Annotated in this window: 18 protein-coding genes and 1 pseudogene; 13 read left to right on the forward strand and 6 right to left on the reverse strand. The window is 63.5% G+C overall.

The window, feature by feature from the left end:
* The first annotated feature begins 17 nt into the window (after window positions 1-17).
* From mmsB to B0G73_RS02700, 5 genes are all read left to right on the forward strand, one after another.
* Complete coding sequence (gene mmsB, locus B0G73_RS02680; RefSeq protein WP_106277603.1) at window positions 18-932, forward strand: 3-hydroxyisobutyrate dehydrogenase; 915 nt, start codon at window positions 18-20, stop codon at window positions 930-932.
* Complete coding sequence (locus tag B0G73_RS02685) at window positions 929-1,747, forward strand: enoyl-CoA hydratase (protein ID WP_106277605.1); 819 nt, start codon at window positions 929-931, stop codon at window positions 1,745-1,747. The genes mmsB and B0G73_RS02685 overlap by 4 nt, the downstream gene beginning before the upstream one ends.
* Complete coding sequence (locus B0G73_RS02690; protein ID WP_106277607.1) at window positions 1,744-2,892, forward strand: enoyl-CoA hydratase/isomerase family protein; 1,149 nt, start codon at window positions 1,744-1,746, stop codon at window positions 2,890-2,892. The genes B0G73_RS02685 and B0G73_RS02690 overlap by 4 nt, the downstream gene beginning before the upstream one ends.
* A gap of 369 nt (window positions 2,893-3,261) precedes the next feature.
* Complete coding sequence (locus B0G73_RS02695) at window positions 3,262-3,504, forward strand: CsbD family protein (RefSeq protein WP_106277609.1); 243 nt, start codon at window positions 3,262-3,264, stop codon at window positions 3,502-3,504.
* 191 nt (window positions 3,505-3,695) lie between these two features.
* Entirely contained in the window at window positions 3,696-4,781 is a 1,086-nt protein-coding gene (locus B0G73_RS02700; protein ID WP_106277729.1) for an AI-2E family transporter, read from the forward strand.
* Between the two features lie 51 nt (window positions 4,782-4,832).
* On the opposite strand, the gene B0G73_RS02705 is transcribed toward B0G73_RS02700, so the two are convergent.
* The 3 genes from B0G73_RS02705 to B0G73_RS02715 all read right to left on the reverse strand — a co-directional run bounded on the left by B0G73_RS02705 (window position 4,833) and on the right by B0G73_RS02715 (window position 7,978).
* Window positions 4,833-6,089, reverse strand: coding sequence for an MFS transporter (locus B0G73_RS02705; protein ID WP_106277611.1), 1,257 nt, complete (start codon window positions 6,087-6,089; stop codon window positions 4,833-4,835).
* Between the two features lie 113 nt (window positions 6,090-6,202).
* A complete protein-coding gene (locus B0G73_RS02710) occupies window positions 6,203-7,054 on the reverse strand; it encodes a siderophore-interacting protein (protein WP_106277613.1) in 852 nt (283 codons plus the stop codon).
* Window positions 7,055-7,150: 96 nt separating this feature from the next.
* The gene (locus tag B0G73_RS02715) at window positions 7,151-7,978 is read right to left on the reverse strand and encodes a PadR family transcriptional regulator (protein ID WP_106277615.1); all 828 of its coding nucleotides are present in this window, start codon (window positions 7,976-7,978) and stop codon (window positions 7,151-7,153) included.
* A 133-nt stretch (window positions 7,979-8,111) separates the two neighbouring features.
* Between B0G73_RS02715 and B0G73_RS41055 the strand changes: the two are divergent.
* The 3 genes and pseudogenes from B0G73_RS41055 to B0G73_RS02735 all read left to right on the forward strand — a co-directional run.
* A pseudogene (locus tag B0G73_RS41055) lies at window positions 8,112-8,285 on the forward strand (LysR family transcriptional regulator); the annotation flags it as partial.
* Between the two features lie 333 nt (window positions 8,286-8,618).
* Window positions 8,619-9,137, forward strand: a complete 519-nt coding sequence (locus tag B0G73_RS02725) for an Ohr family peroxiredoxin (protein WP_106277616.1) — start codon at window positions 8,619-8,621, stop codon at window positions 9,135-9,137.
* A 610-nt stretch (window positions 9,138-9,747) separates the two neighbouring features.
* Complete coding sequence (locus B0G73_RS02735; protein ID WP_106277618.1) at window positions 9,748-11,268, forward strand: transglycosylase SLT domain-containing protein; 1,521 nt, start codon at window positions 9,748-9,750, stop codon at window positions 11,266-11,268.
* A 217-nt stretch (window positions 11,269-11,485) separates the two neighbouring features.
* Here B0G73_RS02735 and B0G73_RS02740 read toward each other — a convergent pair whose 3' ends face one another.
* Window positions 11,486-12,400, reverse strand: a complete 915-nt coding sequence (locus B0G73_RS02740) for a glutaminase (RefSeq protein WP_106277619.1) — start codon at window positions 12,398-12,400, stop codon at window positions 11,486-11,488.
* A 167-nt stretch (window positions 12,401-12,567) separates the two neighbouring features.
* On the opposite strand from B0G73_RS02740, the gene B0G73_RS02745 reads away from it, so the two are divergent.
* On the forward strand, window positions 12,568-13,320 hold the full coding sequence (locus tag B0G73_RS02745) for a helix-turn-helix domain-containing protein (protein WP_106277731.1): 753 nt from the start codon (window positions 12,568-12,570) through the stop codon (window positions 13,318-13,320).
* A gap of 60 nt (window positions 13,321-13,380) precedes the next feature.
* Here the strand turns inward: B0G73_RS02745 and B0G73_RS02750 are convergent, their stop codons facing one another.
* Window positions 13,381-14,958, reverse strand: a complete 1,578-nt coding sequence (locus tag B0G73_RS02750; protein ID WP_106277621.1) for a DHA2 family efflux MFS transporter permease subunit — start codon at window positions 14,956-14,958, stop codon at window positions 13,381-13,383.
* A 284-nt stretch (window positions 14,959-15,242) separates the two neighbouring features.
* Here B0G73_RS02750 and B0G73_RS02755 point away from each other — a divergent pair, with 284 nt between their 5' ends.
* From B0G73_RS02755 to B0G73_RS02765, 3 genes are all read left to right on the forward strand, one after another.
* The gene (locus tag B0G73_RS02755) at window positions 15,243-15,902 is read left to right on the forward strand and encodes an alpha/beta hydrolase (protein ID WP_106277623.1); all 660 of its coding nucleotides are present in this window, start codon (window positions 15,243-15,245) and stop codon (window positions 15,900-15,902) included.
* Window positions 15,903-16,065: 163 nt separating this feature from the next.
* On the forward strand, window positions 16,066-17,118 hold the full coding sequence (locus B0G73_RS02760; protein WP_106277624.1) for a rod shape-determining protein: 1,053 nt from the start codon (window positions 16,066-16,068) through the stop codon (window positions 17,116-17,118).
* 105 nt (window positions 17,119-17,223) lie between these two features.
* Complete coding sequence (locus tag B0G73_RS02765) at window positions 17,224-18,021, forward strand: alpha/beta fold hydrolase (protein WP_106277626.1); 798 nt, start codon at window positions 17,224-17,226, stop codon at window positions 18,019-18,021.
* 120 nt (window positions 18,022-18,141) lie between these two features.
* On the opposite strand, the gene B0G73_RS02770 is transcribed toward B0G73_RS02765, so the two are convergent.
* Window positions 18,142-18,543, reverse strand: coding sequence for a hypothetical protein (locus B0G73_RS02770; RefSeq protein ID WP_106277627.1), 402 nt, complete (start codon window positions 18,541-18,543; stop codon window positions 18,142-18,144).
* Window positions 18,544-18,958: 415 nt separating this feature from the next.
* On the opposite strand from B0G73_RS02770, the gene gltA reads away from it, so the two are divergent.
* A complete protein-coding gene (gltA, locus tag B0G73_RS02775) occupies window positions 18,959-20,257 on the forward strand; it encodes a citrate synthase (protein ID WP_106277629.1) in 1,299 nt (432 codons plus the stop codon).
* The last annotated feature ends 71 nt before the right edge of the window (window positions 20,258-20,328 follow it).

A 20,328-nucleotide genomic window follows, 5' to 3' on the forward strand; every position in this document is an offset into this window, starting at 1 on the left:
AGTCCACGGGAGACATCATGAAAATAGGCTTTATCGGACTCGGCAACATGGGTGCGCCGATGGCGCACAACCTGCTCAAGGCGGGCCACGCGGTCAACGTATTCGACCTCAACGCGCAAGCCGTGCAGGCGCTCGTCGATGCGGGCGCGAAAGCGGCCGGTTCGCCGAAAGCAGCGGTAACGGACGTGGAATGCGTGATCACCATGCTGCCCGCCGCCGCGCATGTGCGCAGCGTGTTGAGCGCGGACGACGGCATCTTCGCCGGTATCGCGAAGGGCGTGACGATCATCGATTCGAGCACGATCGATCCTGCGAGCGTCAAGGCGTTCGCCGAACTCGCGCAGCAGAACGGCAACACCTTTGTCGATGCGCCGGTTTCAGGCGGCACCGGCGGCGCGGCGGCGGGTACGCTGACCTTCATGGTCGGCGGCAGCGCGAGCGCGTATGAGCAGGTCAAGCCGGTGCTTTCGGCGATGGGCAAGAACATCGTGCATTGCGGCGACACCGGCACGGGCCAGGTCGCGAAGATCTGCAACAACCTCGTGCTCGGCATCACGATGGCGGGCGTCGCCGAAGCCATGTCGCTCGGCGAAGCGCTCGGTATCGACGCGAAAGTGCTGGGCGGCATCATCAATACGTCGACGGGACGGTGCTGGAGTTCGGACACCTACAATCCGATGCCCGGCGTGATCGAGACGGCGCCGTCCACGCGCGGTTACACGGGCGGCTTCGGCACCGATCTCATGCTCAAAGACCTCGGCCTCGCCACCGACGCCGCGAAAACCGCGCGTCAACCGGTCTATCTCGGCGCGCTGGCGCAACAGCTTTACCAGACGATGAGCACGAAAGGCGCGGGACGTCTCGACTTTTCCGCGGTCATCAAGTTGTATCGTCAGGACGGCCAGGGCGGCAAGGACGGAGGCGCGGCATGATCGAACTCGACTACGCGCATGACGGCGCCGTCGCGCAACTCACGCTCAAGCGGCCGCCGGCCAACGCGTTTACGCCCGAAGGCTTGCTGCAATTGCAGCAGACCATCGAGCGCCTGAACGGCGAGGCGCGCGTGCGCGCCATCGTGATCACCGGCGACGGCCCCAAGTTCTTCAGCGCGGGCGCCGACCTGAACACCTTCGCCGACGGCAACCGCGAAGTCGCGCGCACCGCGGCGGCGCGCTTCGGCGCAGCCTTCGAGACCTTGCAGAACGCGCGGCCCGTCGTGATCGCGGCGATCAACGGTTATGCAATGGGCGGCGGGCTCGAGTGCGCGCTGGCCTGTGATATCCGCATTGCGGAACAGCATGCGTTGCTGGCGTTGCCCGAGACCGCGGTCGGTTTGCTGCCCTGCGGTTGCGGCACGCAGACGCTGCCGTGGCTGGTCGGCGAAGGCTGGGCCAAGCGAATGATTCTGACCGGCGAGCGCGTCGATGCGGCGACGGCGTTGCGCATCGGTCTGGTCGAAGAAGTGGTGGAGAAGGGCGCGGCGCGCGAGGCGGCGCTGGCCATGGCGGCGCGTGTCGCCAACTTGAGCCCGCAAGCGGTCGGCTTCAGCAAGACGCTGATTCATCAGGGCCGCAACGGCGTGCCGCGCGCGGCCGCGCTGGCGCTGGAGCGCGAGCGTTTCGTCGATCTGTTCGATGGCGCCGATCAGCGCGAAGGTGTCAATGCATTCCTCGAAAAACGCGCGCCGCGCTGGCAGGTGACGCAGGCTGCGCAGGCCGACGCTTCGAAACCGGAGACGCGTCAATGAGCGCCTTGCAAAGCGTCGCGCACGATACGAGCTTCGAGGCGGAGCGCGAGATTCTGTTTCGCGTGGTGAACCGCGTGGCGATCATCACGCTCAACCGGCCGGCCGCGCTCAATGCGCTCTCGCACGCGATGGTGCGCGAACTCGCCGTCCTGGTCGAACATTGCCGCACCGATGAGGGCATCGTCGCGCTCGTGCTGAAAGGCGCCGGCGCCAAGGGCTTCTGCGCTGGCGGCGATGTCCGCGAAGTGCAGCGGCTCGCGAAGAACGGTGACAGCCGCTGGCTCGCATTCTTCGTCGACGAATACCGGCTCGACTATGCGCTGCACACGTTTCCAAAGCCGGTGGTCGCGTTGCTCGACGGCATTGCGATGGGCGGCGGCATGGGGCTCGGCCAGGGGGCGCGGTTGCGCATCGTGACCGAGCGCAGCAAGATCGCCATGCCGGAGACGCGTATCGGCTTTCTGCCGGACGTCGGCGCGACGCGTTTTCTGAGCGCGATGCCGGCGGAGCTCGAGTTGTATGTCGGGCTGACCGGCGCGACCTTGTCCGGCGCTGATGCGTTGCGCCTGCAACTGGCCGATCTGTGCGTGCCGGCCGAATGGCTCGCCAGTTTCGAGGAGCGCCTGCAACGCATGCCGCTCGACGGCGATCTGATGGCCGCCTTGCGCGGCGTCTTCGAGCCGCCGTGCAATATCATTCCGCACGCGCCGCTGGCGGCGTTTACACAACTGATCTTGCGGCATTTCGATCGGCGTTCGAGCATCGAGCGGATGGTCGCGACGGTGCGGCACGATTTGCTGCGTGAGCCGCCGCGCGAGGTGAAGCAGTGGTTGCAGTCCACCTACGACGCGTTGACCGGTCATTCGCCCACCATGCTCTACGTCACGCGTGAGGCGCTTTTGCGCGGCCGGCAGATGACGTTGGCGGAGTGCTTCCGTATGGAACTGGGCATTGTCAAACGCGTGATCGAGGAGGGCGACTTCTGCGAAGGCGTACGAGCCCAGTTGATCGACAAGGATCGCAAAGCCCGCTGGGCGCCCGCCACGCTCGCCGAGGTGCGGCCGGAGCGGGTCAGGCATTTTCTTGCTTCGCCGTGGAAGAGCGACGCGCATCCGCTGGCCGCTTTGGGCGCGGAGCAGGGCTGAAGTGGCATTGCGCTAAAACGGGACGAGCGCTGCGTCCGCTCCCCATACGCAACCCGGCCAACCGGGCGCCATGCCGCCCGCCGACGACAACGTCCTGCGTTCGCAGACGGAACGGCATGCATTGCCGTAGATCATTTCTATCCCATACCCGGCGGCGCGCCGCGCCGTAAAAACCTTGCAGCCTCGAAGCCTCGAGTCGGCCTGTTTGCTGTATTCGCGCGGCTTTCATAGCGAGCGAACGGCGGCCGGGAACGAACCATGCTGGTGAACGGGATCGCGTGAAGTGGTAACAGCATTGACGGTAAGCAGGATCGAGCGCCGGCTCCCGTCGGCAATGGCTTGTTGACCCCGTTCAAAAGGAGAATATCGATGAATTCGAATCAGTTCGAAGGTACGGTGAAGGATGCTGCGGGCAAGGTGCAGGACGCCGTCGGCGGCCTGACCGGAGACGCGGAACTGCAGGCCGAAGGCAAGGTCCGGCAGTTCGCCGGCAAGGCACAGGCGAAATACGGCGAGCGTGTCGACCAGGTTGCCGAAACGACGCGCAACAATCCGATTGGTGCGCTGCTGATCGCGGTCGGCGTCGGCTTCCTGCTCGGCAAGCTGATCTGATTATGTCGCGCGTCGGCGCCTTGCGTTTATTGAGCGCGCGGGCGTCGGCGCGTCATTTCTGCCCCGCGTTTTACGCTGCTTTCATTGCACGGGCGCCTTGGCTCACCAAGGCGCCCTGTGTCTGCGATGCCTGTCCGATGTTCCCGGCGCGTGCGATGCGCCGGATCACATCGTCTATTCGAGGAAAGTTCATGCTGGGATTCGATGTTCGCACGGCTAGACAGGTCTGGACCGCGCTGCTGATCGCGCTGCTGTTTTTCTGCATTTATATGGCGTCGTCCACCGTTTTGGTGGTGGTGTTCGCGGTCTTCTTCAGCTATCTGATCTACCCGATGGTGGATCTCGTCGAGCGCATCCGGCCGCGTCGTATGCCGCGGGTGGCGTCGATCGCGCTGGTGTTCGTGGTGGTGGTCGCGTTGATCGCGGTGGTCGGATCGATCTTCGGCGTGCAGTTGCAGGACGAAGCGACGCACCTGCTCGCGCAACTGCCTCAGTTGATGAAGTCCGATGTGCCCAGCCGCTTTCCGTTGCCGCATTTCCTGGAGCCGCTGCGCGAGCGGATCGTGGATTTCGTGCGCGGCCAGATCGAGACGGGTTCCGACAAGGCCGTGCCGATGGCGCGCAGCGTCGGCCTCGGCGTGATGCACGCGGCCAGCAATCTGATCTATCTCGTGCTGATCCCGATTCTGAGCTTCCTGCTGATCAAGGAAGGTCCGCAGATGCGCGAGGACTTTCTCGATCTGCTGAACGACCGGCATCGCACGTTGTGGGCCGAGATCGTGACGGATCTGAACGTGCTGTTGTCGAAGTACGTGCGCGCGTTGCTGTTTCTGTCGCTGGCCACGCTGATCTGCTATGGCGTGGCGTTCTCGCTGCTCGGCGTGCCTTATGCGTTTCTGCTGGCGGTGAGCGCGGGTTTGCTGGAGTTCGTGCCGTTTGCCGGGCCGCTCGCCGCCGTGGCCATCACGTTGATCGTGGCCGTGTTCAGCGGCTATCCGCATCTGCTCTGGCTGGTGATTTTCATCGCGCTGTACCGGCTGTTTCAGGACTACGTGCTCAATCCGTATCTGATGAGCGAAGGCGTGGAGGTTAGTCCGTTTCTGGTCATCGTCGGCTTGCTTGCCGGCGATCAGTTGGGCGGCGTGGCGGGGATTTTCCTGGCCGTGCCGGTGATTGCCATGCTGAAAATCATCATTGGGCGGGCGCGCGTGTTCTATGCAGCTTCACACGATGAAGGCGAAGCCGCGCGCCGCGCGCTGACCGGCAAAACCGACTGACGCATGGGTCCGCGCGGCACCTTGCACGACAGCGCCGCGCGAGACATGCGGTCAACTTTCGCCGATCGCTTCAGCGTGCATCACGCCCGGCGCGGGCGCATCGGCTTGCGCGCCACGCACGCGGGAAACCCACAACACGCCGGCCAGCGCTACCGCAACCGAGGCCCAGCCGACAGTGCCGTACCCCACGATCTGACCGCTCGGCGAGCTGCTGAGCATCAGTCCACCGATCCACGCGCCGCATCCCGTACCCAATGCCTGAAGCGCGCTGTTCGCGCTGAGAAAAGCGCCGCGCCGAGCCGGCTCGGGCACCGTGGTCAACAGCGCCTGCATCGGCACCATGCGGCCGGACATCAGCACCATGAAAACCGGGAAGAACATCACCAGCGCGTAGAACGGCAGATTCGGCAGATGCGTGACGAACAGCACCGGCACAAACGCGAGCATCGCCGCGATCCGGAACACGCGCCGCGTGCCGTACTTGTCAGCGAGCTTGCCCACGCGACGCGAAGTGAAGAACGTCGCCGCGCCGCCTGCCATGTAGAGCCATGACAATTGCTCGGGCGCCACGCCGTGGTTGGCGACCAGCACCGGTGAGATGAACGGAATCACCAGCATGTGCGCGACCATCATCATGAAGGTCAGCGCAAACGCATTCAGATGCCTCGGGTTGCTCAGGAGCCGCCACAAATCCGGCAGCACCTCCGCGAGCGGCGGCTGACGGCGGCTCAAGTGCTCCGCCAGCGACGGCACCAGTTGCTGCCCCGCCGTCCACACGAGCAGCGACAGCGCCACCAGCAGAAAGAACGGCGCGGCCCAGCCGAAGTGCGCGCCCAGCAGCACACCGGCCGGCACGCCCGCGATCGCCGCGAGCGAAAACGCCGTCATGATCGTGCCGGTGGCGGCGCCGCGGCGCTGAACCGGAATGACGTCGCCGACGATCGCCATGATCACCGAGCCCAACACGCCGCCCGTGATGCCGGCGAATGCGCGTGCGGCGAGCAGCAGCGGAAAACTGCTGGCCAGCGCGCACGCCAGATTCGACAGCGCGAACAGCGCATACATGGTCAGCAGCAAACGGCGCCGGTCGAAGCGGTCGATATAGGTCGCCGCGAACAGTCCCGACAGTCCCGAGCACCATGAATACGCCGACACGGCCGTCGCGAATGCGGCCGGCGTGATGGCGAATGCGTGCATGATCTGCGGGCCGAGCGGCATCATCACCATGAAGTCCATGATGATGGTGAACTGCGTCAGCGCGAGCAGCCACAGCAGGCGGCGTTCGTGCTTTGCGCTTATTGAGTACATCGATCGATTCCTTGTTGTTGTTGTTTTCTGAAAAGCAAAGTGCTCGCGCGATTCGCGCCGCCGCCGGATCGCACGCGCCTCGAGGCGCATGCGATCACGCGAACGACCGACGCTCAATCGTCGAGCGTTTCGTGCACCGCTTCGGCGCCCTGTTTCCAGTAGCTGGCCGCGCGAATGCGTGATTTGTCGACGCCGCGTTCCGTGCACAGGTGATAGCGCACCGCACGCATGGTCGCGGATTCGCCGGCTGCCCACACGTAGCCTTCGCCGTCCTCGGGCAGATAGGTGTCGCGCACCGCCTGCAGCAGGGCCTCGCCGCGCATGCCCGCTTCGCTGCGGTAGCGCCAGACGAGATGCAACTCGGCTTGCGTCGTGAATTCGATCCGCGCCGACGGATCGGCCACTTCGATCACCGCCGCGACGCGCGTGCCGGGCGGCAGCTCTTCGAGGCGCCGGGCGATGGCGGGCAACGCGGTATCGTCGCCGATCAGCAGATGCCAGTCGAAACCCTTCGGTATCACGAGCGAACCGCGCGGGCCGCCGATACCGAGATATTCGCCCACCTTGGCTTGCGCCGCCCACGTCGCCGCGGGGCCCGCCTCGTGCATCGCGAACTCGATATCCAGTTCGCGCGTCTCGCGATCGAAGCGGCGCGGCGTGAAATCGCGCGCGACCGGACGCGGCTGGCCGGCGGGAAACACCGGACCGTCGGGGCCCGCTTCCGGCAAAACCGGTTTGTCCGCGCCGGGTTCGGGGAAGAACACCTTGATGTGGTCATCGAACGACGCGGAGACGAAGTCGTGCAGATCGTCGCCCGTGAATGTGACGCGGATCAGATGCGGGGTCAGCGCGCGCACCTGCTTGACTTGGAGCAGACGGAATTTCAGCGGATGGCGCACGCGATGGATCGCGAGGTCGGCCCGGCTGTCGGTCAGGTTCGCGGCTTGATGGTTTTTAGTCAGCATAAGAGTGCTTCTCCTGTTCGTTCGATGAGCGAGCGTTCACGCGCGCAAGCGGAGTTGCAGGCGTGCATGAGCGCGGCGGGCAACGGGCAGTAGGGGTCAGGCGGCCGGCTCGGCGTTGTCGCCGTTTTCGCTGCGGTCCGGCTTGATTTCGCTTTCGATTTCTTTGGCCGCCCGCAGCAGAATTTCAGCGATGCGGCGCTGTTCCGCCGCCGGCGCGTTGTCACGGCGAAGCAACGCATGCTTTAGCGCGCGGCGCGCTTCGTTCAGCTCGGGCAGCCAGCCGCCTTCGCTGATGTCGGCCGGCTCTTCGCCGGCAAACGCGCGGCGCACCGAATCCATCTTGCGGGCAATGTGGTTCAGTTTGGCCAGCATCAATTCGACGCGGTCGCGGTTGGCGGCCAGATATTCGCGACCGGTTTCCGACAGTTCGTAGCGTTTGCGGTTGCCTTCGAGCTGCACGGTCACGTAGCCGAGTTCTTCCAGATACGTGAGCGCCGGGTAGACCATGCCGGGGCTCGGGCTGTAAAAACCGTTCGAGCGCGTTTCGAGCGCCTTGATCAGCTCGTAGCCGTGGCTCGGCTGCGAACCGATCATCGACAGAAGCAGCAGTTGCAGGTCGTCGGAACTGAATTTGCGGCCGCGCGGAAAGCCGTCGCCGTCGCCGCCGAAACCGCCCGGGCCGCCGCCGAAGCGCCCGCCGCGCCCGCCGCCGCGATGCTCGTGATGTCGGCCGATGGCGTGCCACAGGGCGTGCAGCGATAGGCGGTCGAAGCCGTCATCGCGTGCTTCGCCGCCGTGTTCACCGCGGTAGTCGTGGCGGTGCCCGAAGGCATGCCAGAAGGCATGGAGCGCGCCGCGTTCGTGGCCGGTGGGGGAACGGTCGTCGGCCATGGGCGGACGGGAAAAACGGTGGTGATGACGCATGGTGGTGCTCCCGTTTGTATCTTAAGATGTGTCGTAAGATATATATCTTAAGATAGTTTGTCAAACATCTTTTTTTGCGGCTTATCGGGAGACAACAAGGTTCGCGGGAAGCGGAAAGGGCTGTTCAGAGACACTGATTTCCTGTCTGCCCCAATATGCGCCGGACGATCGCGGTCATTACCTGTGTTATCTCAGCCGCAAGCATCTGCCGGCCAGAATCCGGGTGTTCATCGACTACATGGCGGAGCAAACGCGCGCGCTCGATCTGCAATGCCTGACCAATGTGATGGCGGTGCCGGCACGCTGATTGGTGCTTTGGAGGCAACACGGTGCATCGCGGCGCAAGCCTTCCCGACGGGCCGTCGCGCGCCTACGATCCACCTATACGCTGACGGCGCATCAAGGCCGGTCCGGCACACATTCACCGAGAAAAACCATCACGATTGTTTCAATCGACGGTGGCCTCAGCGCCAGCGGGCTTGTCGACGAGTGGTCTGCGCCGAACCAAAACGCACAACCTGAAGACAACCCGCCCGCGGCACAGACCATCCCGTGTTCGGAGACTGCGAGCTTGCGCGCGCAGTTCAGCCGGTTACGAGCCGCAGCGTAGGCCAACGGCTGTCAGCTGTCAGACACACACATGACGAGTCCTTTGTTTCCACCGCCGCTCACCCTGCTCGACAAGTACTTCGGTCAGGACTTTCAGACACTGTATTCGACGACCGTAACCGTCTCGGGCGGCGAGGCGCGTCACGGTCGAGCGTCGGGTATCGTCCGCTCGGACGACGGCGAACTCGACCTCGAACTGCGCTTGCCCCAACCGCTCGGCGGGCCGGGTGGCGGGACGAATCCCGAGCAGTTGTTCGCTGCCGCTTTTGCCGCATGTTTTCACGGCGCTCTGAACCTGCTCGCCGCAAAGGCGGAGATAGCGATTGCCGACGCGAAAGTGGAAGTTACTGTTGATTTCGGCCGCGATCCCGTCGATGGTCTGTTCAATCTGGTTGCGCGGGTTCGCATTCATTTGCCGGGCGTCGAAGCTTGTATTGCCGAGGAACTCGTGCGTAACACGGAACGCTTCTGTCCGTACGCGAAAATGGCGCGCGAGGGGATCGTGAGCGTCGTCGCGCTTGCTCGGCCGAATGGCGCAGCAAAGCCCTAATTTCGCGCGCATTTCGTGCGAACGTGCGGACCGTTGCGACAGCAGGTTGAAGCAATCATGGGGGCGCCTGTGCTGCAGCCATGAGACTCGAAAGCTAGACGTGATTCGCGATGCACGCGACTGCCCCCGAAAATCGCAGGAGAACACGGAGATGTGTGGACTCGACCCGTGGCCGGAGATTATCGGACGGCTAACCTCGCATTGGCATGAGGCCACTTCGACGGTTCGCCAGGCTTCGGGACGCCGCAAGAGACGCAGTCGCGCAGTGGCCGCGCGTGCGGTATATGGCGTTGCAACGATCAGGCGCATCGAATGGCAACCCGATACGACCGTGCTCCTTTCCTGGAGCGACGCCACGCGCGACAGTTCGTTGGTCACGGACATCACCCCAGGAACGCCTCTGGCGATTTCTGCGACTTTCTCGATTGGTGACACGTCCGACAGAGGCGTGCTGTCACGCTGAAGGCTTGAACCGTTTTCAGGCGCAACTATGCTGTAAGAGTCTAGGGCGTGTACGCAACAAAACCCCGAAAGTTCAGATGATTTCGTCCGTGTAATGCCGGTCCAAACGGACCGGGCGCAAGGCTCAATACGAAAAAATTCGGTGTTTATGATGCGTTTCCCTCGTGCATGGCCGCTATCAGGTTTGTTTGGAGCTTGGATTTACTTACTGAGCGCACATTGCGCCGCGCTTCAACTGGCATCCGCGCCACCATCTGCGTCTGCACCACTGACAGCGTCCGCGCCGATTCCTGAGAGTGCGGCACGCCGCATCGATCTGACCAACAAGCCTTGGCGCGGCGATTTCGACGCGATGCTCGAGCGTCGCATGATTCGAGTTCTCGCCCCCTTTAGCCGCACGCTGTACTTCAATGATCGCGGACACGAGCGTGGGATGACCGCGGACACCGTGCGCGACTTTGAGCAATTCGTCAATAAGACGTACGCCGATCGCCTCGGCAAACGCCCGGTTACGGTCATCATGATTCCGACAACACGCGACCGGCTGCTGCCCGGGCTCAAGGAAGGCATCGGCGATATCGCAGCCGGCAATCTGACGGTAACTGAGGACCGCCTGAAGCAGGCCGACTTTGTTACCGCACACGCGCTTAAGCCGACGCGCGAACTCGTTCTGACCGGTCCGAAGTCACCTGCGCTTTCCACGCTCGATGACCTGAAGGGCAAGACCGTCGAGGTTCGCCGCCATAGCAGCTATTACGAAAGCCTGATTGCACTGAACAACCGTTTCCGGCAGGCCGGCAAGCCACCGATGCGGATCGTGCTGCTACCGGATGCGCTCGAAGACGAAGATGCGATGGAGATGCTGAACGTCGGCCTGCTTCAGATCCTGGTCGTCGATGACTGGAAGGCGCGCATGTGGGCGCAGATGCTGCCGAACGTCAAGGTGCACGAGAACATGGCGGTGCGGGAGGGCGGCGTCATCGGCTGGGCCATTCGCAAGAATAGCCCCCAGCTGAAGGCGGTGATCGGCGGCTTCTATGAGAAGGTCATCAGGAAGCAAAGCGTGACGGAGATCCGCCTCAAACAATACGCGCAGGGTGCGAAGCAAATTCACAACAACACGGAAAGTGCCGAACTCAAACGTTTCAGACAGACGGTGGCATATTTTGAAAAGTATGGCCAGCAGTACGATTTCGATCCATTGATGCTCGCTGCCCAAGGGTTTCAGGAATCGCAGCTCAATCAGGATGCGAAGAGTCGGGTGGGCGCGGTCGGCATCATGCAACTCATGCCGGCCACTGGGAAAGAACTCAACGTCGGGGACATCAAGGTTACGCAGTGGAACATTCAGGCCGGCGCGAAGTATCTTGATCAATTGATGACCCGCTACTTCCAGGATGCCCATTTTTCCGAGGTGGACCGGCCGTTATTCGCTTTTGCCAGCTATAACGCCGGGCCGGGGAACATCGCGAAGATGCGCAAGGAGGCCGCTGCCCGCGGACTCAACGCCGATGTCTGGTTCAACAACGTGGAGATCGTGGTGGCCGAGAAGATCGGCATCGAGACGACCACGTATGTGCGAAACATCTATAAGTACTACGCGTCCTACCGCCTTCTCAAGGAAGCGCAAGCGCAGCGAAGCCGCGTAGTTCGGCAGCAGGGCGGCTGACCGGGGGCAACGCAAATCGTGTGGCCGATGGTTCCGCCGACACGCGGCGAGGCTGCTTCGCGTCTGGTGGAATGCGGGGATCGCGCGACGTGATTTTCGCCACTCCTCAAAGAACGCATATAGCATGCCAAACAATCATTAAATAAATGATATTCATGCTCTCGTGAAATTGATCAAACACCGAGAATGCCCGCGCGCCCGGCCACGGCGGCAACACTCAAAAAATCGACTGCCCGGTATGAGTCGTCAACCATTCCAACGCCAGCACCCCCGCCGCCGAGTTGCCGTTGCTATCCAGCGCCGGCGACCACACGCACGCCGCCATCTCGCCCGGCAGCACGGCGACGATCCCTCCGCCCACGCCGCTTTTCGCCGGCAAGCCGACCCGGTAGACGAAATCGCCCGCCGCGTCGTAGGTGCCGCAGGTCAGCATCAGCGCGGAAAGGCGCTTGGCCGAACTCGTGTCGAGAATCCGCTCGCCGGTGGCCGGCGCCACACCGTGATTGGTCAGGAACAGCGCGGCCTTCGCCAACTCGACGCAACTCATCGAGATCGCGCATTGACGGCAATAAGCATCGACCACCACTTCCGGCGGCATCTCCATGTTGCCGAAGCTCGCCATGAAGTGTGCCATCGCGCGATTGCGGTGGGCGTGCTGCAACTCCGACTGAGCGACGCGCGAATCGTAGTCGATGCTCGTTTCGCCTGTCAGCCGTCGCATGAATTCGACTAGCGCCGTCTCGGCCTGCACAAAGCGGCGGCACAGCACATCGGTCACGACCAGCGCGCCCGCGTTGATGAACGGATTGCGCGGCTTGCCGCGCTCGCTTTCAAGCTGGACGAGCGAATTGAACGCGGTGCCCGACGGCTCCCGGCCGACGCGTTCCCACAGCGCGTCGCCGAGCAACTGGAACGCGAGCGTGCAGGCGAACAGCTTGGAAATGCTCTGAATGGAAAAGCGCGTGTCGGCGTCTCCGGTGCGAAAGACTTCGCCGGATACCGTGACGATCGCCATGCCGAAACTGTCGGCGGGCACCGTGGCGAGTTCGGGAATGTAATCGGCCACCTTGCCGGCGCCCAGATAAGGCTGCAGATCGCCGCGGATCTGTTCGAGGATGGATGCGTAGTTCATTGGGCTCGGACCGTTGGAGCCGCAATTCTACTGGCAAGCCGGAGCGAATTGCTCGTGCGGCACGTCGCCGTGCGCCGCAATCCGGCACGAGCGACGTCCGGCGAGCGCCTCGACCGCCTATGCTAATCTTGCTGCCTTTCTCGCAACAACCGGGCAAAACGGACTCCATGAGGGAGACTTTTGATCCAGACGGCGTCGAGCAGCCGGTCTTCGTGACCGGCGAGCGGTACGAGACGCTGGACGAACCCTTGGGCACCTATCGTCGCGCGCGACTGATCCACGCGAGCGCCGGGGTGCTGATCGTGCGCACCGAAACCGAGCGCTGGGTCGTACCGCCGGGTCACGCGGTCTGGATGCCCGCGGGTTTGCTGCACCGCTTGTCCGCCGTCAATCCCGTCGAATTTCATTCGCTCTTTGTCGTGGCGGACGCCGCGCCGCTTCCGCCGCACAGCGGCGCCGTCGTGCCCGACCCGCTGGTCACGGCGTTGCTGATCGCCGCGGCCCGTCTGCCGCACGACCAACCGCTCGATGAACCAGCCGCGCGTCTCGTGCAGGTGTTGCTGGACCGGCTGCCCGGTCTGCGCACTGCGCCGTTAGGGTTGAACTGGCCGCGCGATCAACGCGCGCAGCGGATCGCCGACGCTTTGAGCGCCAATCCGGCCGACGCCTCGGTACTCGAAGACCTGGCCGCAGCCGCCGGCGTAACGGCCCGCACGGCGGCGCGCCTGTTCGTCAAGGAAACGGGACAAACCTTCGGACAGTGGCGCCAGCAACTTCGCCTGCTGGTCGCATTGGAACGCCTGGGCGCCGGCGCGAGCGTCACGCAGGTGGCGCTTGAGGTGGGCTACAGCGACGTGTCGTCGTTCATTGCGGTGTTTCGGGACGCGTTCGGCGACACACCCGCGCGTTATTTCCGCTAACGCAGCGCCGCCGCCCGCGGTAACAGGGTGCGCGGGTCGGCGTTAAAAACACCGTCGCGCTCAATGCGCGCCGGCCGCGTCCGGGCCACCGCCGCCCTTGGCCGGCCGCGTAATCCAGATCAGCGGAATGATCAGAATGAAGATGACCGCCGAGACGAAGAAGATGTCGTTCAGGCCCATCATGGCCGCCTGCGTGTTCACGCTGAAATCGAATAACGCATGGGCCGATTGCGAATTCAGATGCAGCAGGGATTGGGTCGAATCGATCTGCTGATTGAACGTCGGGTTGTTGATGGAGGCTTGCTCCGTAAGCCGCGCGTGATGCAGCACCGTGCGGTTGTTCCATTCGTTGCCGGCGATCGAAGTGCCCACCGCGCCGCAAAATACGCGGGCGAAATTAGACAGACCCGCCGCCGCGGGAATCTTGTTTGGCGGCTGGCCGGACAGGATGATCGCGGTCAGCGGCACGAAGAACAGCGCCATCGGAATGCCTTGCAGCAGAGTCGGCAGCACGAGATGCCACGTGTCGATCTCGATCACATACTTCGAGCGCATGTAAAACACGATCGCGAAGCCGACAAACGCCAGCGTGGCGATCACGCGCGCGTCCGAGCGCGGCAGCACGCGGCCCATCACCGGCGCGAGGATCACCGCGAATATGCCGAGCGGCGCGGTCACGAGACCGGCGTCGATGGAACGGTAATTCAGATACTCCTGCATCCATTGCGGGAGCAGCACGAGGTTGCCGAAGAACACGCCATACGCGACCGAAATCGCAATCGTGCCGCCGAGAAAATTGCGCTGCTGAAACAGCCGCAAATCGACGATCGGATGTTCCTCGGTCAATTCCCACACGAGGAAGAATGCGAAGCTGATGAGCGCGGTAACGCCGAGAATCACGATCACCGGCGACGAGAACCAGTCGAGATCCTTGCCCTTGTCCAGCATGATCTGCAGCGAGGCGACCCACGTGATCAGCAGGCCGAGCCCGACCACGTCGATGGGCGGCTTGCGGGTCGGCGATTCGCGGGTGCGGTAGATCATCCACGTGACGCCGGCCGCGAAAATGCCGACCGGAATGTTGATGTAGAAGATCCACGACCAGCTGTAACTATCCGTGATCCAGCCGCCGAGCGCCGGGCCTGCAATCGGGCCGACGGTCGCGGTCATCGCCCATAAGGCGAGCGCGGTCGAGGATTTTTCCTTCGGATACGAGCCGAGCAGAATGGCTTGCGACAGCGGAATCAGCGGGCCGGCCACCGCGCCCTGGAAGATCCGCGCGAGCAGCAGGATCGGCAGCGTCGGCGCAATGCCGCACAACCACGATGCCAGCACGAACATCAGGATCGCGCCGACGAACAGCTTCACCTGGCCGATGCGCTGCGTGAGCCAGCCGGTAAGGGGAATCGACACGGCATTGGCCGCGGCGAACACCGTGATGACCCACGTGCCTTCATCGACCGAAACGCCGAGGTTGCCGGAAATGGTTGGAATCGCAACGTTCGCGATCGACGTGTCCAGCACGTTCATGAAGGTGGCGAGCGCGACGGCAATCGTGGCCAGCACCAGCTGGCCGCCCTTCAGCGGCGGCGGTGGTGCGGGCGGCGCCGCGGCGGGCGCTGGAGTGGGCTGGCTCAAACGGTTCTCCGGATCGGTGTGCCGCGGACAACCGCGGCGACGTCGTATTGCATGCCCGCGCGAAGCGCCGGGCCGCAGGTCCGCTGAATGCTCGCAAAAGCATACCTGCATTCATGTTTGGACGTCATCGGCGCGTGCAAAGGCGAGGGCGAAAACAAATCCGGCAGCGTATGCTCGCGACTGAGGCTGCACGCAGCGCAAGGCGCTATCCATGACATGACGACGCCGCGCGTTCACGCGTGCGGGACGCACCATCCACGAATCAAGAGAGAAAGGGAGCGAATATGGCTTGGGAGCAATTCGAACATGGCTGGCGGCGCGCGCCGGTGAGCGCGCCTGCCAAAGGGCTGGTGGTGCTGATGCATGGCGTCGGCAGCAATGCGCGCGATCTGATGCCGCTGGCGGACATCTGGAGCGAGAGCCTGCCCGATGTGGCCTTCACGTCGCTCGACGGCACCGACGCCTTCGACGGCGGCTTCGGCGGACGCCAGTGGTTCAGTCTGCGCGACGTCAACGAAGGCAATCGCGAGTCGCGCGTCGCCGCGGCCTATCCGGCGTTGCGACGCATGCTCGAAACCGAACTCGCTTACTGGCAGGTGTCGTTCGGGCGCCTGGCGCTGGTCGGATTCTCGCAAGGATCGATCATGGCGATGCACCACGTGGCGACCAGCGCGGAAGGCGCGGCCGGCGTGGTCGCGTATTCCGGGCGGCTCGCCTCGGTGATCGTCGCGCAAAACGGCACGGCGCTCACGCTGATCCACGGCGAGGACGACGAAGTGATCCCGGTGCAGGAACTCGAATCCGCCGCCGACGCCTTCAGCGGCGCCGGCTATACCGTCGACGCCTATGCGCTGCCCGGCATTGGCCACACGATCAATGCCGACGGCGTCGCGCTCGGCCAGGAGGCGCTCGAACACGCATTGGGCGCTTTGTCGCACGGCTAAAGATTCTGAACTGCTTGCCGTTAACTGCTCATAAGTATGAAAATCACCCCCGCCGCGCGGACCGCGGAACGCCCGACAGGGCGGCCCAAGCGGCTCGGGTGACCGGGGGCGCATTTTCCAGACTGCCCGGTACGGGCGGATAACGACACATCAGAGCCTTCCTATGGCCAGACCGACGCCGCATTACCCGCTTTTCGATCGCCTGTTCCGTCAATCCGTGACGGTGGACCTCGGCACGGCCAACACCCTGATCTATACCGACGACGGCGGCATCGTGCTGAATCAGCCGTCCGTCGTATGCTTCCAGAAAGACACCGCCGACCGGCCCAAACGCGTCGCCGCGGTCGGCACTCAGGCGCGCCAGATGCTGGGCCGCGCGCCGACCAATCTCGAAGCGGTGCGGCCGATGCGTCACGGCGTGATCGCCAACTTCTCCGCCGCCGAACACATGATCAAGCAATTCGTCGAGATGGCACGCCCGCGGCCGCTGTTCAGCCGGCGCGCCGCGTTCACGCTGTGCGTACCGGCCGGCGCGACCCAGGTCGAGCGTCGCGCGATCAAGGAAGCGGCCGTGGCGGCCGGCGCGTGGAAGGTGAGTCTGATCGGCGAATCGCTGGCGTCGGCGGTCGGCGCGGGGTTGCCGGTGTCGGAGGCGACCGGTTCGATGGTGGTGGATATCGGCGGCGGCACGACGGAAGTCGGCGTAATCGCGCTCGGCGGCATGGCGTATTCCGGTTCGATCCGCGTGGGCGGCGACAGCTTCGACATGGCGATCGTGAGCTACGTGCGCAATCTGTACGGCGTGCTGCTCGGCGAGCAGACCGCTGAGCACGTCAAGAAAAACATCGGCTCGGCCATGCGCGATGTGCCGCGCGAGCACATGAACGCGACCGGCCGCAGCGTCGACGACGGCTTGCCGCGCACGGTTCAACTGAGCAACCACGATATCGCCGATGCGATCGAGGGACCGCTGCGTCAGATGATCGGCGCGGTCAAGCGCGGGCTCGAAGAAGCGCCGGCCGAACTGGTGACCGACATCGCCAACAGCGGTATCGTGCTGACGGGCGGCGGCGCGCTGCTCGGCAACCTGAGCCGCCGCCTGACGGACGAAATCGGCCTCGACGTGCGCGTCGCCGATGAACCGCTCACCTGCGCGGTGCGCGGCGCGGGCACGGCGGCCACCGCCGGTCTGCTGGACGAATTCGCTTACGAATGATTTTGCACGCGGCGCTTGCCGCGCTGTCCCTACCTACTGGTGAATCGATCTGTGTGCGCTTCGCCTTCTTCGGCATCTTTCATCGAACTGCGAAGCGGTTTGCGCATGCCTTACGTGGAAGCCGGCGAGGGCGAGTTGCTGTTGTTCGTGCACGGTTCGTTGTGCGACTACCGCTACTGGCAACCGCAACTCTCGGGCCTGTCGACGCACTACCGTTGTGTCGCGGTGAGTCTCACGCACTACTGGCCGGCGGCCGATACCGAGCCCGGCCTGCCGTTCAGCTGGAGCGAGCACGCGAACGAAGTGGCGGAATTCATCGAGCGCTTCGGCGTTGGGCCGGCCCACGTGGTGGGACATTCGCGCGGCGGTTGCGTCGCGTTTCATTTCGCGCGGCGCCATTCTGAACACCTGCGGACGTTGACGCTCGCCGACCCGGGTGGTCCGTTGCAGATTGCCGGACGGCCGCCCGCGAGTCTGCCGGAAACGGTCAATGCGTTGCGCGCGAAAGCGGTGCAACTGATCGAAAGCGGGGATGTGGAGGCCGGCCTGCAACTGTTCGTCGACTCGGTCAGCCGGCCCGGATTCTGGGCGATGAGCACGCCGGGTTTCCGCCGGATGGCGACCGACAATGCGCACACGCTGGCGCGTCAATTCCGTGATCCGTTGCCCGCCTATGTTCCCGAGCAGGCCGCCGAGGTGCGTTGCCCGGTGCTGCTGATCGATGGCGAGAAAAGTCCCGATATGTTTCGCCGCACGGCGGCCGCGCTGCAAAACTGGCTGCCGGATGCGCGCCGCGCAACAGTGCGCGGTGCGTCGCACGGAATGAACCTCGCGCACCCATCGGCGTTCAATCGCTACGTCGACGAATTCATTCGGTCAGTGAGCGGGCAACGTACGCAATGATCGCAACGAGCGTGTAATAAACGTGCAATCAATGCATGGCGACGCCGCGCCGGGTGGCTCGCGCTCGCGGCGGTGATCCGCGGGCTGGCTCGATCCCGGCAACACTTCAAACGCTCGACCTCATGCCTTGCGATGCGCGTCTTTGTCGAGCGCGCGTTCCGCCGCTTCGCCAACCAGTCCGTGATAGTACAGATGCACGCCGATCGCGAGCGAGTCGTTGCGAATTTCGTGGAACGCTTTCCACGCTTTCACGGGGTCTTTGAACAGCAGATAGTGCGCTTCCTGCGCGATCAGATCCGCGACCTCGTGCAGGCCGTGTCCGTGCAGCACATCCACGAGCGCATCGAGACTGCGGTGCGTGCGCGCGTCGGTACGCGGATAGAGCATATGCAACACCGCCACGTCCTGTGTTTTCAGCGCTGCTGAGAGGGCGACGACGATGTCCTGGTGATTCAGCGCGGTGACGACGTTCGCGTCGGTGTGGACGTGATCCGGAAACAGCGTTTCGAGCGAGGCGTTCATAAGGTCCTTCCTGTTCTTCTGGCTGATTAAAAAGGCCCGCCGCAGGACGGCGGGCCAAACACAGCGATGTGTTCGCAGGGGAAGCAAAACACGAATGCAGTATCGCAGATGCCCTCTTGCCTTCGCAGCCTGACTGCCGCAAAACATTGTTGCAGTAAGTGCTCAGCTTTCATTTTGCTGGCAGTGGGTGTGGGTACAGGTGCGGCGCGACCGGTTCCCCGCGGTATCCAGCCTTTGCAGGAGGACATGCCGGCAACGAATGTTGCGCCAGCCGAGATGCATTGTTGCGGTCGATCGTCGCAATCGGAGGGCCGCCGGACCTTAAAATGCCGAGCGGAGCCTGAGCATGCCAACTCGCTTCTGACGATCGAGCATGCCGGCACGTGTGCGATGTGAAAGTAAAAGGAACGTGTAGATGAACTCGAAGACACACGCAACGCTGAGCTTTTCCGACAGCGACCAGACTATTGATTTGCCGATTTATCAGGGCACGCTCGGACCGGACGTGATCGACATCCGCAAGCTATACGGCCAGACCGGCAAGTTCACGTACGACCCGGGCTTCATGTCGACGGCGGCATGCAACTCCGAAATCACCTATATCGACGGCGACAAAGGCGAGCTGCTGTACCGCGGTTATCCGATCGACAATCTGGCGCAGAACGCCGACTTCCTCGAAACGTGCTACCTGCTGCTGAAGGGCGAATTGCCGAACGCGCAGCAGAAGCAAGAGTTCGCCAGGACCGTCACGCAGCACACGATGGTGCACGACCAGATGCACTTCTTCTTCCGCGGTTTCCGTCGCGACGCGCACCCCATGGCGATTCTGGTCGCCGCGGTCGGCGCATTGTCGGCGTTCTATCACGACTCGCTCGACATCAGCAATCCGCTGCACCGCGATATCTCCGCGATCCGCATGATCGCGAAGCTGCCGACGCTGGTCGCGATGGCGTACAAGTACACCGTGGGTCAACCGTTCGTTTATCCGAAGAACGACCTGTCGTATAGCGCCAATTTCATGCGCATGATGTTCTCGAACCCGGCGGAAGAATACAAGGTCAACGACGTGCTGGTGCGCGCGCTGGACCGCATCCTGATCCTGCACGCGGACCACGAGCAGAATGCATCGACCTCGACCGTGCGTCTCGCCGGTTCGTCGGGCGCGAACCCGTTCGCGTGTATCGCGGCCGGTATCGCATGTTTGTGGGGCCCGGCGCATGGCGGCGCGAATGAAGCGGCGCTGAACATGCTGGAAGAAATCGGCTCGGTCGACAACATCCCCGAATTCATCGCGAAGGTGAAGGACAAGGATTCCGGCGTGAAGCTGATGGGCTTCGGCCACCGCGTCTACAAGAATTACGATCCGCGCGCGAAGCTGATGCGCGAGACCTGCCACGAAGTGCTGGAAGAGCTGGGTTTGCACGACGATCCGCTGTTCAAGCTCGCCATGGCGCTCGAAAAGATCGCGCTGGAAGATGAATACTTCGTGTCGCGCAAGCTGTATCCGAACGTCGACTTCTATTCGGGTATCGTGCAGCGCGCGCTGGGCATTCCGACAGCCATGTTCACGTGCATCTTCGCGATGGCGCGCACGGTCGGCTGGATTGCGCAGTGGAACGAAATGATCGCCGATCCGGAACAGAAAATCGGCCGTCCGCGTCAGCTGTTCGTCGGCGAAACGCAACGCGAAGCCACGCCGCTGGCCAGGCGCTAAAGCGTCGAGGCGCTCACCCGCCTCACGCCCGCGCGGCGCTCTCACGAGGAGCGCCGCGCCCTTCCTCTGCA

Source organism: Paraburkholderia sp. BL25I1N1, assembly GCF_003002025.1.
Lineage (GTDB): Bacteria > Pseudomonadota > Gammaproteobacteria > Burkholderiales > Burkholderiaceae > Paraburkholderia.

What these genes read in the sequence shown, in the direction of transcription:
- mmsB (WP_106277603.1), top strand. Translation starts at nt 18, where the DNA reads ATGAAAATAGGCTTTATCGGACTCGGCAACATGGGTGCGCCGATGGCG.
- B0G73_RS02685 (WP_106277605.1), top strand. Translation starts at nt 929, where the DNA reads ATGATCGAACTCGACTACGCGCATGACGGCGCCGTCGCGCAACTCACG.
- B0G73_RS02690 (WP_106277607.1), top strand. Translation starts at nt 1,744, where the DNA reads ATGAGCGCCTTGCAAAGCGTCGCGCACGATACGAGCTTCGAGGCGGAG.
- B0G73_RS02695 (WP_106277609.1), top strand. Translation starts at nt 3,262, where the DNA reads ATGAATTCGAATCAGTTCGAAGGTACGGTGAAGGATGCTGCGGGCAAG.
- B0G73_RS02700 (WP_106277729.1), top strand. Translation starts at nt 3,696, where the DNA reads ATGCTGGGATTCGATGTTCGCACGGCTAGACAGGTCTGGACCGCGCTG.
- B0G73_RS02705 (WP_106277611.1), bottom strand. Translation starts at nt 6,089, where the DNA reads ATGTACTCAATAAGCGCAAAGCACGAACGCCGCCTGCTGTGGCTGCTC.
- B0G73_RS02710 (WP_106277613.1), bottom strand. Translation starts at nt 7,054, where the DNA reads ATGCTGACTAAAAACCATCAAGCCGCGAACCTGACCGACAGCCGGGCC.
- B0G73_RS02715 (WP_106277615.1), bottom strand. Translation starts at nt 7,978, where the DNA reads ATGCGTCATCACCACCGTTTTTCCCGTCCGCCCATGGCCGACGACCGT.
- B0G73_RS02725 (WP_106277616.1), top strand. Translation starts at nt 8,619, where the DNA reads ATGACGAGTCCTTTGTTTCCACCGCCGCTCACCCTGCTCGACAAGTAC.
- B0G73_RS02735 (WP_106277618.1), top strand. Translation starts at nt 9,748, where the DNA reads ATGATGCGTTTCCCTCGTGCATGGCCGCTATCAGGTTTGTTTGGAGCT.
- B0G73_RS02740 (WP_106277619.1), bottom strand. Translation starts at nt 12,400, where the DNA reads ATGAACTACGCATCCATCCTCGAACAGATCCGCGGCGATCTGCAGCCT.
- B0G73_RS02745 (WP_106277731.1), top strand. Translation starts at nt 12,568, where the DNA reads ATGAGGGAGACTTTTGATCCAGACGGCGTCGAGCAGCCGGTCTTCGTG.
- B0G73_RS02755 (WP_106277623.1), top strand. Translation starts at nt 15,243, where the DNA reads ATGGCTTGGGAGCAATTCGAACATGGCTGGCGGCGCGCGCCGGTGAGC.
- B0G73_RS02760 (WP_106277624.1), top strand. Translation starts at nt 16,066, where the DNA reads ATGGCCAGACCGACGCCGCATTACCCGCTTTTCGATCGCCTGTTCCGT.
- B0G73_RS02765 (WP_106277626.1), top strand. Translation starts at nt 17,224, where the DNA reads ATGCCTTACGTGGAAGCCGGCGAGGGCGAGTTGCTGTTGTTCGTGCAC.
- B0G73_RS02770 (WP_106277627.1), bottom strand. Translation starts at nt 18,543, where the DNA reads ATGAACGCCTCGCTCGAAACGCTGTTTCCGGATCACGTCCACACCGAC.
- gltA (WP_106277629.1), top strand. Translation starts at nt 18,959, where the DNA reads ATGAACTCGAAGACACACGCAACGCTGAGCTTTTCCGACAGCGACCAG.